This is a genomic window from Maribacter dokdonensis DSW-8, assembly GCF_001447995.1.
In the GTDB taxonomy this organism is placed as follows: Bacteria; Bacteroidota; Bacteroidia; order Flavobacteriales; family Flavobacteriaceae; genus Maribacter; species Maribacter dokdonensis.
On record NZ_LDPE01000003.1, the window covers coordinates 1 to 11,987 of the forward strand.

Consider the following 11,987-nt stretch of genomic DNA (forward strand, 5'->3'; position numbering starts at 1 on the left):
CTTAAGTTTGATTCTCAGTAAATTGTTGATATAACTAGAAAGAACAAAAGAGAGAATTAAGGTTACTATATACGGTGAAGCTTTAGACTTCGACAACATTGATAATCCTCTCTCTTTTACTACTTAGATCACGTTCAGTTCTGTGAGACCTTAGATCTCGTTTTCAAGTTGTTGTGAGCAGAAGTAGCCGGTTCTTTCGTAAAACATATCTTATGAATAAATATAAAGAAACTTTTGGAGTCGACATCAGTAAAGATGTCTTTGATGTACATGGTAGTAACAAAGGTCACGACCAGTATAAGAACGATGAAACTGGATTTAAGAAATTCCTTAAGGAACTGCCCAAATGTTCATTGGTCGTTATGGAAGCTACCGGTTATTATCATTATAGACTTGCCCAGTTTCTTTACAAAAATGGGGTAATAGTTTCAGTAGTAAACCCATTATCCGTAAAACGTTTCATTCAAATGAAACTGGCTAAAGTAAAAACGGATAAGAGCGATGCCAAGGCTATATGTGAATATGCACTGGTCAACGAGGTACCTATTTACAATGCCTTGACGGATATCCAGAGCGAATGCTTACAGTTGTTCCGGTTATTGGATATCTATTTAAAACAACGTACCGCGACCAAGAACAAGATACACGGAGAAGCTGTTCTGGGCATACCTTCAAAGTTTGTTTATCGTTCCTTGATACGTAATAAGAAACTGCTCAATAAAGAGGTAGCCGCTATCGAATCAAAGATTCTGTCATTGGTAAAAGAGGACCAACAGGAGCAATTGACTTTATTGATGTCAATACCCGGTATAGGTCAAAAGACTGCATTGTTCCTAATAGTGGTCACCGATGGGTTCAATAAGTTCGAAAATGCGGCACAGCTTTGTAGCTATGTAGGTATAACCCCAACGATACGGGAATCGGGGAGCAGTGTGAGAGGTCGTGCGCGAATAAGTAAGGTCGGCAATAGAAAACTTCGCAACCTATTATTTCTATGTTCTTTTAACGCTTGTAAGCACAATAGGGCATGCAGAGAGGTTTATGAGCGGATCGTGAACAGGGGAAAGAGCAAGAAACTGGCACTGATAGCCGTTGCCAACAAACTTTTAAAGCAGTCTTTTGCCATTGCAAAATCTGGCAGGCCATATGATGAAACTTACGTTTCAATATTGCCTAGATAAATAGAAGCTAGATCGAATAAAAAAAGCTCAAAGAATCAAGTTATTGAATCTATGAGCCTGAAATAATATTGTCTCGGATTAAAGAAGAATTTGTTTGTTTTTTATCTCAGTTCTTTGTTAGCTGCTGTTTTTTCTTCAAATGTATATTTCCCAAGTCTTAAAATACAGAAGAAAACTAATATTACAGCTTGTAAATTATAATCAGAGTATTGTAAAAATGAATGAGCGATGTTATTCCGTAAATTTTTTCCCTTTAACGTGAATGTGTATTTGAATAGCTCAATATCCTTTATTGTGAAATGTTTTTTTGTTGTTGGATTGTCCAGTAATTCTTCAAGAAGTTGTTCCTTGATTTCTCCTCTTTTTGATGTAGACGTATTTCCACCTGACAAACGAATAAAATCTCTTAAAGCTCCTTCAAATTTAACAGTCAGAGAGTCCATCGCTAAAATGAAATTGTTGATTTTGTTAGTATTCATCAAAACAGATAGTTCAAATTGAGCGAATAAATTATGAATTCCAGGTGCAAGCATTGTCAACCAAGATGAGTTTTGGTCAATTTCATTATCAGTCATTCCTCGCTTGAATTTAAGACCATACCAAGTATGAGTTTCCAAAAATTCGAATATTTTATAATAATTTAGTTTACCTGTTAGGATACCATCTACGAATACTTTAAGAAAAAGACTGGAACATTTAACTCCGTGAGAAATTGTATAGCTTTGAATTATTTCTTTTTCAATTTTCTCTGAATCTTTGAGATTCTTGAAGTTGCTGTTCATGTCAAAAACACTTGTACTAAAGAGATGACTAATTGATTTCTTTATTGATTTTTTTGCGTTTTCTTCATTTTCGATTGGGTCGACAAGTATGTCCTCGTTAATTGAAAAGAAAGCGAGTATGCCTTCTGTTGGCATATCTAATATGACTTTAGATTTCATATTAAGATATTCGTTAAACATTTCTGTTTCTTTTTCACCAAGTTGCCAACTTACTTTTCCTAGCTTTACTGTTTGTTTTAATCTATTATATTCTTTTAATACTTCTTCAGCCTCTTCTAGTTTTCCTGCCAACCTTAAATATTTAGCTTTAGTGCCAATAGTTGTATATTTTACAAAGTCGGTATCTTCAGGATGTTGTTGAATAATTATATCCTCGTTTTTAGCTAATAACTCATATAATTTATTCAATGGAAGTTCAAGAGAATTATATAGTTTTATTCCAGAATCCAAAGTGCTTTTATTAGAAAAATATGAAACAGATTTATCGTCTTCTATCCAATTCGGTAATTTTTCTGCTATGGCATTTAATTCTTCTCTTGAGAGTATATTATTATCTAAAATTGAATTTAGAATATTTGACTTAAACCAATTTGGTAAGTCGTTAATTAAAATAATTGCGGATTCTTTAGCTTTTTCTATTCTCTTCTTTGATTTTTTTGATATAAAAAGAATTGCTGAAAGAATAATTGGTAATTCATTAGCTTCATCTGACTTTATTCTATTTATAGTGTGAATATAGTTGTCAATTGCTATTTCTGCATATTTGTTATGTTTTGTTTCTTGCCATAATAGATGTGAATATCTAGATTTGAGCCAAGTATTTTTAGTTTCATCTAACCTATTCTTTAAATACTCTAGGTCTTTCTTTTTAAGTCCAATTTCCACAATTTCACCTTTCGTGTCTGTGACTTGAACATTTGTTTTTAGTTCCCCTTTATTTAAATTATAGTTTAATGATTTTCTTTCGATGATTAGTTTGTCCTCCCAGTCTCCATCGATTCTTGAAGTTTGTTTAATTTCTCTTTGAATATTCCAAGTACTCAATGAATTGAGATTTTCAATTGAGTTATAGAATTCTATTAATTCGTCGGGAATTTCATTCATAAGAGCATTAGCTGCAGATTCTAATTAATATAAATTGATAAATCTTTATTTAATTCAACGATTTGTGAATTATTTATTTTGTCAATCAGCCTTGTAGCATTCGGATTATCAGATTCAATAATAAAAAATGTTTCCAAAACCATTTTTGACTTGTCGTGCTTATATTCATTAAAAAATAGGGCGTAATTATGTCCGTGAAATTTAATTAAGATAGATTGTCCTTTTTCTACTACAATTTTATTTTCAATTCCATTGGCTCTAATTAATGAAATTAAGTCTTGAATGAATAGGTGAATTGTGTAGGGATTAATTTTAGTGTTATGAAAGCTTTTCGTTGTTACAATACTTTGTGATGAAAGTATTTCCGCATAATGTCTGTTAATTATGTGAGTAAATGAATAATGATTGATTTCAAAACTTACACTATTTAAAGTAAAAAATCTATTTTCATTTCTTGAATCTATTGAATCAATAATCTTAATTGATTCGTGATAAACGTAATAAGACTTTAAGAGACCTTTAAATACATCTTTGCTCTCACTTTCCACTAAAGTTCCATTCAGATAATCCTCAATATTTTTCTTTTTTAGTGTATCTCTGGTCTCTTTTGCTATGGTTTTTAATTTCTCATCGGAATGTCTTTCATCTAGACAAACAACCGCCCAATTTTCAGCACATTTTTCCAAAAATGCCTTGTCTTTTTGCACTTCTGATTCACTTACAGGAATTATTAATTCATTACTGATTTTAAAATCTTCTAATGCTTTATGGGTTTCTGGATTATATTCCTTTTCGTTAATTTCTTTAAGTTTTTTTAAATCAACATATTGACTTGCTCTTTTATTTGGATTAGGCTTATAGAAAGTTGATTTGAATTCCAAGTCCAAACTATAAATTAAATACAAATGTCGAAATTTGACATAATCAAATCTACTATCAGATAAAGCTGTTTGCTTATTCTCAATTTGATAAAAAAGAAACAAACTTTCTAATTCTTCCAAAGTCAATTCCTGCTTATCCTTGAATTTTTTTTCAATTGATTCTATCTTTTCAATAGCTTGAAGTACTTCTTTTTTTATATAATCATCCATTTTTTCAAATTGCAGCTAACTATTGTGTATGTGCACAATTACACATATTCGTAAATAGTAAGGTATATGTGCAATTGCTATTATAAAATATTTTCAGCTAAAGTGGTAGGGGAGTATACTTTGCTTGCTAATGCAATATAAAGAAGTTTTCGGCATATTTTCTTACGGGTTTCCGTAAAACTGTCAGAAAAATAAATGGGCTGCCTGTTATGGGGCGGGGAGGTTTATAATTGAGATTAGAACACCTAAGAACCCACCCCTTTGGTCCCCTCCCAAGAGGGGAGATTAGCGTCTTTGTTTTTGGGTTTGTTGGTTTTTGGGGAGTTACGTTTTAATGATGTCGACGCTCGCCTAGACCCTAAAGGGTGCTCGCGCGCAATATTGAGTTAATGTAATTAATTAGCCCTTTAAAATCATTTAGTACTTGATCATTTGTGAATCTTAGTTCGGAAATACCAATATCTTTTAGATACGTGGTTCTTTCTATGTCTTTTTCTATTTGCTCTGGTTTTAGATGATAACCACCATCAATTTCAATGGATAACTTTAGTTTATGACAATAAAAATCTAGAACATAACCTGCAATAGGGTGTTGCCTTCTAAACTTATAACCTTGTGGTTTGGTTTTGAGATAATTCCATAAAATACATTCTGTTTCAGTCATAGAAGCTCTCAGTTTTGCAGCATTTCTAAATACCGAAGGTGTTGCTCCATGGTGCATTCCAGATACGTTTGTTTTATCTTTTTTCACTTCTGTATTGTAGAAAATCCACCCTTTAGGGTTGGGGCAAGATTTTCGGGGCTTCTTGTTTTGATGTTAAGGTGTCTACGTTCTAAAACTAATCAATCTCACACTACTCCACCTTCATACCGTTCATTTCCTGTCCGTTTTGAAATAGGGTCAAACTTTCTGTATTTCCGTTTTCGTCTTTTATGAACTGAATTTGTGCGGCAACTTCTTTTAAGTAAAAAGTATCTTTCGATTTGGCGAAAATATTGAACGATGGTTGTCCCGTTGCCTGTGCTTTTAATTGTTTACCATCTTTGGTAATTGTAATTTTAAAAGTGGGCATTAATTCGTAGACGCCTAGGTAACTTTCCAGTAGTGCTTCTGGTACTTCAAACTCTTTAGTGAAGTTACTGGTATCAACACCTAATTTTTTAAGCATATCTATCGCATTTATATTTCCAGGATTCATTTCTACCGTTTTGGTATAGTTTTCAATGGCACCTTTGTTATCACCTGATTTCATTAACGCTTCGGCATAACTATCATATACGTTGGCGGAATTTGGATACGCGTCTACATTCAACTTAAAGACTTGAATAGCTTCTTTGGTTTTGTTAGACCTTAATAATTTATATCCCGCTTGGTTCATCTCATTTTCATTGACATCAAAATCTTGATTGTCTTTATTTTTCTCATAAAAGGCTACTCCTGCATCAATACCTGCTGTCTCTATAACTTCTAAAACTTTAGATGCCAAGGAAGCTTTTGGGAGATCATAGCTTTTATCGTTTATAATACCGAGAATAGCTTGCGTAATTTGACCTAAGGGAGCTCCGCCTGTATTATTTAAAAGCACAATCAATGATCGGTCCGATGGCGCTCTGGAAATTTGTGTGTTGAATCCGTTAATTCCGCCACCATGGCTAATTACGGCAATACTATCCGTTGTATTCCCAAGAGCTTCATTACCGGTCATCCATCCGTAGGCATAGTGAAAACTGCCAAATGCAGGTATGTATGGTTTAAAATACATATCCATATATTTTTGAGGTAACAATTTGTTGGTATATAGTGCTTGATCCCACAGATATAAATCTTCTACGGTAGAATAGAGAGATCCTGCGGCATACGGAATGGACATATCTAGGTAAGGAGCATTGATGAATTCGCTCCCATTTTTTTCATAGCCTGTAGCTCTATTTTTAAGGATGTTGGAGTGATGATCAAATCCGGAATCTTTCATTCCTAGTGGAGAAAATATACGTTCCGTTAGCATTTCTTCATACGTTTTGCCGGATAGTTTTTCAACAAGCAAACCCAAGAGAAAGTACCCCGAATTACTATAATTGAATCTTTCCCCAGGGGTAAACTCCAATTCCATATCCTGAAATTTTTTAGTGAACTCTTCTGGCGAATATGGGTCGCGACTATCTTCTTCAAAAAACTTAGGAAATGAAGTGTAGTTGGGTATGCCGGCAGTATGGGTCAATAAATGATGGGTGGTAATCTGGTCTCCGGTAGTTTTTGGATATTCTGGTAAGTATGTAGTTATGGGAGCTTGTAGATCTAGCTTTCCATTCGCTGCCAATTGAAGAATAAGCATGGCGGTAAATTGCTTGGTGATCGATCCTAAACGATGTTTGGTGTTGGGACTGTTAGAAATATCCCACTCCATATTCGCCATACCATAACCCTTTTTAAGAATAACCTCACCATCTTTGGCAACTAGGGCAGAGCCATTGAATTTGCCATATGAGAGATACTGATTTAGGAGTGCATCTATTTCTTCTGATTTTGATTGCCCGATTGCTGCGTTGCCTAAAAAGAGTACAACAGATAGACAAGTAAGTAACGTACTGCCAATACTGCGATGTAATGATTTCATAATTTGTTTATTTGATTGATTGAATTACTCCAGGTTATTTATTTTTCATTCTTGTAAACTGTACCGTTTTTCATCACGAATTTTACGTGTTCCAAAGTGGAGATATCTTCTATTGGATTTGTGTCTACAGCAATAATATCTGCGAGCATACCTTCTTTTAATTCACCACGATCCGTGAGCCCTAGCATTTCTGCACTATTGGTAGTAGCGGTTTTGATAGCCTCTTTAGTACTCATACCACAATCTATTAATGCCGCAAATTCAATGGCGTTTTTTCCATGGGGAATAATAGGCGTGTCCGTCCCAAAGGCAATTTTGACATCTGCTTTTATAGCTTTGGTAAGGTTTTGTTTGGCAATGGGCATTACATATTCTGCCTTACCGGCCATAACGGGATCCATTTTATCTATCATGGGTTCTATTATAGTGGCCAGCCCCCTGGTAGGTACTAGATAAACACCATTTTCTTTCATAAGTTGAATACCTTCATCATCTATAATAGACCCATGTTCAATAGAGTACACACCGGCTTTTATCGCCTCTTTAATACCTTCTGTACCATGTGCGTGGGCGGCAACTTTAATATGGTGTCTAGCAGCTTCGTCAACAATGGTTTTCATTTCCTCATTGCTTAGTTGTTGGGCGCCAATGGCATCTTCCATAGAGAGTACACCTGCCGTGGCGTGCATTTTTATGAATTTGGCACCATGCTTAATTTGATATCTTACCGCTTCTATGGCATCATACTTACCATTGATCACTCCGTCATTGGGACCTACGGTAACCAATCCTTCCGCCAGTCCTAAAGAAATATCCCCGTGTCCGCCGCTAATGGTAATCATATGTCCCGATGGAATAATTCGTGGTGCAGCTATGGTACCTTGGTCAGAAGCCTCTGAAACGGCAACATCAATTAACTCTGGGGTAATATGTAATTGCCCTATACTTCTTATAGTGGTAAAGCCTGCCATCAATGTTTTTTCAGCATTTGCAACAGCCCTAATAGTACCTTGACTGGAACTTTCCTTATATACATAGTCCCAATTACCTTTAAATTCCCCATCTAAATGCACGTGCATGTCCATAAGCCCGGGTAACAATATTTTACCCGTTAAGTCAATCGTTTCCAAACCTTCAGGCAATGCCTTTGGATTAATGGATTTGATACTTCCGTTTTCAATGAGCAGGTTGGCAGGTGAAATTAATTTACCGGTTCTAACATCTAAAAAAGAAGCTGCTTTTATGAGTTTTGATTGTGCTAAAACGGATGATGTAGTTGCTAAAAGGATAAGAAGGGTTAAAACTTTTTTCATTTGGTCAGATATTTATTTTTCGGTTTTTTAAAAAAATCCAATGGTTATGGATTTACTATAAAGATAATATTATAAAGTGTTAGGGGAGAGTGCTTTGCTTATGGAAAGATACAGAAGTTTGATTAATTAAAGGTTAATGGATGGAGTTTAAACAGTCACAAACTATTCCCCTCCTAGGAGGGCTAGGGGTGGGTTCTTACAGGTTAGCATGTTCAATGAAATCTTCTGCATCCGTTTACCCACCCCTTTGGTCCCCTCCCGAGAGGGGAGGTTCTCGTCTTTGTTTTGGGTTTTTTGGTTGTTGGAGAGCTACGTTTTCAAAAAGGTTACCAAGTGTGTTTTATCTAAAATGTCTAATAAAAGTCACAAACTATTCCCCTCCTCGGAGGGGCTAGGGGTGGGTCCTACCGGGTTAGCATGTTCCATGAAATCTACAGCACCCGTTTACCCACCCCCTCAATCCCCTCCCGAGAGGGGAGGTTTTTGGTATTGTCATTATACTGATAGCTACTAAAACAAAAAAAACCGCTGCAAAGAAAGTTCCTTGCAACGGTTCACGTTTGAATTAGTCGAGTTTGTACTAAACGAATAGCAGTATAATGGTCAAAACCATACCTGCCAAAGAAAAATAAAGTCCTTTTTTGAAAACTGAAGTTTTGGGCAAAAACATCCAAAATGATGAAATCACGAAAAATAGTAGTGATAGCCCAAAGAAAATATTCAAGAAATAAACAGGGCTATTGGTCGTGGCTTTATGGAGGTGCTCCATCTTATCTAAAATAAATGGAAGTTCCATCTTTTTTATGGTAGCCATACCTGTAGCTTTATTGTATTGCCCTTGCTTAAAATAGACTATATCACCTTCCATTTTTTCCGGTTTTATGCCACCTTTAACGCGTAGTGCCCCGCTAAGTTCACCAGCTTTTAAGTTTGGCTGTAATTGCTGCTCAATTATTTTTTCACTCTTAAGAAAATCGGTCTGTCTAAAAATCATGATTATTCCGCTTATGGAATACATAGCCATAATACCTGCTAGAAAGAAGCCTAGGTAGCGGTGAATAATTCTCATTCGTAAACTGGTGGTCATTTTCATTTTATAAATTTTAAAGTCGGTTTTGCGCGTGCAAATGTAAGATTATAGTTAATAAGAGTTTTAGACCTAAAAAATTATGAAAGGTTTAATCTGGACAGTGCAAAAAAAAGAAAACCCCAAAGAAAATAAATTCTTTGGGGCAGTCTCCGTTGTTTGGTATTTAAATTTATTTGAAACCTATTTCTTTAATGCCTTCATGGCTTATTTTTATAGCTTCTAAAGGTTTTAGTCCGTCAAATGTCATGTCCTGTTCTACCATGTAATATTTCATGCCAGAAAGTTCTTTGTTGTCCAAGATATTTTCAAAACCGATAGATCCTGTGCCAACAGGGGCAAATCTTCCTTGCTCATCCATGTCTTTTACATGCCAAATTTTAAATCTTCCCGGATATTTGTTGAAGTAAGCAATTGGGTTGGCCTCAGCCTTGGTTACCCAATAAAGATCCATTTGAAAGTTCAATAATTTTGGGTCTACATTTTCCAATAGGTAGTCTATGGGTACAATACCATTTTCATTCTTTTTAAATTCAAAATCATGATTATGGTATAATAATTTTAACCCTGCCTTATTTGCTTTTTCTCCTAAGGTGGTTAAAATTTCTGCCAGTTCTTCTACGGTACCGGTCATGCCCATAGTCATGTTCTCTTGGTTAAAGGTAAACATGCCCATTGGTGGAATAGGAACAACGAAATACTTAAAACCTGCGGCTTTGGCATCTGCCATCATTTGATCGGCATTGTCAAGGGTAACCGCGCTTTGGTGCGTACTGATCGGTTTCAGTTTTAAAGATTTTAATAAACCTTTAAAGTCAGCTGGAGTCATACCATAATATTTTCCATCTTCATAACCGGCGGCTTCAATGTTTTTGTAGCCGGCATCTGCTACTGCTTGTAAAGTAGCTTTGGCATCTTTACCCATATCATCTCTGACCGTGTAAAGCGCAAGACCTCCAAATTTTTTTTGGGCAAAAGTAGTTATTGTGCCCAGCATAAAAATGGCAATTGCCATGCATTTAAATAAGTTGTTAGTTGAATTTTTCATTGTTGTTGTATAAAGTGTGAATATTATTTTTATTGCTTAAAGCTATATAGATAAGGTGCTTTGTGTGCCTTGCCTTCAAAAAGCTTCTCATGACGTTCTAAAATATCCAATGACAGCATTTTACGTTGAAAACTTGTACGTCTTAATTTTTGGTCTAGGATTGCCTCAAAAACCTGTTGTAATTGTTTCATGGTAAATTTTTGGGGCAATAGGTTGAGCCCTATCAATTTTTCACTAATATTATTACGAAGAACCTCTAATGCTTTCTCCACTATTTCATTGTGGTCCATCATTAATTTTGGAACATCATCTATTGCGTACCAGCCAATACTGTCAGATAAATGGTCTGGTTTTGGGTCTACCTCTTCATAATTGATCAATGCGTAATGGCCAACGGTTAAAAAACGATCCATCATCCATTGGTTTTCCGGCGTGTTTTTGTTGCTACCATCTAAAATACGGCTCATGGCATAAGAATCTGCCCTGTCAACTTCACCAAATACCTGAAACTGATCTAGGTAAACATTGGTTAATCCTGTACGTTCTTTTACCCCTTGTTGAACGGCTTCTTTTAAACTTTGATTTTTTCTGATAAAGCCACCCGGTAGTGCAAAAAAACCAGTGTTATGATATTCAAGAATGAGTATTTTCAACGACTTACCATTAAAACCGAATATGACACAATCATAAGAAAGGTTAGGAATGTAATTCGTATTATTTGCACCTTTCATGAGTGAATTTGATAAAATTTGAATAGTTTTTTCAAATAAAGCACAAAATTGAACACTATCAAAGAATTATTGTCATAAAGTGAGACAATAAATAAATAATGCCGATTTTGAGTAGTCATAGGCTCAAAACCGGCATTCATTATATTTAAAATTATATTACTTTTCTTTGTAATACCAAACGTTCATACTCTCCATAGCATCTCTTACCATACAATTATTGGTAAGAGTGCCGGCAAGAACAAACCCATGTTTGCTAAAGGTGATGTTTAAACCGTATGAGGTAGCCCTTACCATGGTATAAAGGGTTTTGCATCCATAAATATTCATTTGACCCTTAATATCCTGTACAAGGTAATAAGAAAGATTTTGACCTCTAAAATCTGGATGGGTTACAAAATCTACAATCTCCATATTCGATTCTTTTTCATCAATAGCAAGTATGGCAGAAACCAGTAATTGATTATCTTGAAAGAGCCCATAGAACTCATGGTTCAAACTCTTTAATTTAGAGAAGTATTCCGCATTTTTAATTTGATGCGGGTGATATTTATACGCTTTCTTATGTAAATCTTCTAAATTTAAGAAATCCGAGACTGTGAGTGACCTTATTTTAAGGTCACTAGGCATTTGAAGATGTGGATCTGTTTGAGGTTTATTAGCGGCTTCTGCAATAGTCTTTACCGTGCTAATGGTCTTTTTGGTCTTATCATCATGGGCAAGACGTTCTTGCTTGGTGTATTCTGCAAGAAAATAGCCATCAATTGTACCACGATACAAACCTGGTATTTTAGCCTCCACTACAAACCCCTTTGATTTTAAAACCTTGACACCTTTTTCAGATGCTTTGCCAAGTATTTTTTCGTAGTTTTTCTTTTTGGCCAAATCTTTCATTTTGAGAAGTAAATGGTCTAGGTTGACATTTTCTGCTTCAGAAAAAAAGATTCGTTTGTGCATGTTGCCATGATAGACCAAGGCGCCGTCTATGTTTTCTATAGTTTCGAACATTATTTCACTTTTCTTAGGGGGAACCTGATT

At 35.2% G+C, this 11,987-nt stretch carries 10 protein-coding genes; 1 reads left to right on the forward strand and 9 read right to left on the reverse strand.

Translation table 11 applies throughout. The features are described from left to right. Positions 1-212 precede the first annotated feature (212 nt). The gene (locus tag I600_RS13775; protein WP_058105098.1) at positions 213-1,181 is read left to right on the forward strand and encodes an IS110 family transposase; all 969 of its coding nucleotides are present in this window, start codon (positions 213-215) and stop codon (positions 1,179-1,181) included. A 101-nt stretch (positions 1,182-1,282) separates the two neighbouring features. Here I600_RS13775 and I600_RS13780 read toward each other — a convergent pair whose 3' ends face one another. The 9 genes from I600_RS13780 to I600_RS13820 all read right to left on the reverse strand — a co-directional run bounded on the left by I600_RS13780 (position 1,283) and on the right by I600_RS13820 (position 11,957). Further along, a complete protein-coding gene (locus I600_RS13780; RefSeq protein ID WP_058105148.1) occupies positions 1,283-3,067 on the reverse strand; it encodes a DUF4209 domain-containing protein in 1,785 nt (594 codons plus the stop codon). 20 nt (positions 3,068-3,087) lie between these two features. Then, complete coding sequence (locus tag I600_RS13785; protein ID WP_058105149.1) at positions 3,088-4,158, reverse strand: hypothetical protein; 1,071 nt, start codon at positions 4,156-4,158, stop codon at positions 3,088-3,090. A 358-nt stretch (positions 4,159-4,516) separates the two neighbouring features. Beyond that, a complete protein-coding gene (locus I600_RS13790; RefSeq protein ID WP_082642977.1) occupies positions 4,517-4,909 on the reverse strand; it encodes an endonuclease domain-containing protein in 393 nt (130 codons plus the stop codon). Positions 4,910-5,012: 103 nt separating this feature from the next. After that, a complete protein-coding gene (locus tag I600_RS13795) occupies positions 5,013-6,773 on the reverse strand; it encodes a serine hydrolase (RefSeq protein WP_058105150.1) in 1,761 nt (586 codons plus the stop codon). A gap of 38 nt (positions 6,774-6,811) precedes the next feature. Then, positions 6,812-8,086: a metal-dependent hydrolase family protein gene (locus I600_RS13800; RefSeq protein ID WP_058105151.1), complete on the reverse strand. Its 1,275-nt coding sequence runs from the start codon at positions 8,084-8,086 to the stop codon at positions 6,812-6,814. A gap of 580 nt (positions 8,087-8,666) precedes the next feature. After that, a complete protein-coding gene (locus I600_RS13805; protein ID WP_058105152.1) occupies positions 8,667-9,179 on the reverse strand; it encodes a hypothetical protein in 513 nt (170 codons plus the stop codon). A gap of 166 nt (positions 9,180-9,345) precedes the next feature. Beyond that, the gene (locus I600_RS13810; protein ID WP_058105153.1) at positions 9,346-10,221 is read right to left on the reverse strand and encodes a sugar phosphate isomerase/epimerase family protein; all 876 of its coding nucleotides are present in this window, start codon (positions 10,219-10,221) and stop codon (positions 9,346-9,348) included. A 29-nt stretch (positions 10,222-10,250) separates the two neighbouring features. Next, positions 10,251-10,952: an NUDIX hydrolase gene (locus I600_RS13815; RefSeq protein ID WP_058105154.1), complete on the reverse strand. Its 702-nt coding sequence runs from the start codon at positions 10,950-10,952 to the stop codon at positions 10,251-10,253. A 156-nt stretch (positions 10,953-11,108) separates the two neighbouring features. Then, positions 11,109-11,957, reverse strand: a complete 849-nt coding sequence (locus I600_RS13820; protein ID WP_167342568.1) for a GNAT family N-acetyltransferase — start codon at positions 11,955-11,957, stop codon at positions 11,109-11,111. Positions 11,958-11,987 lie beyond the last annotated feature (30 nt).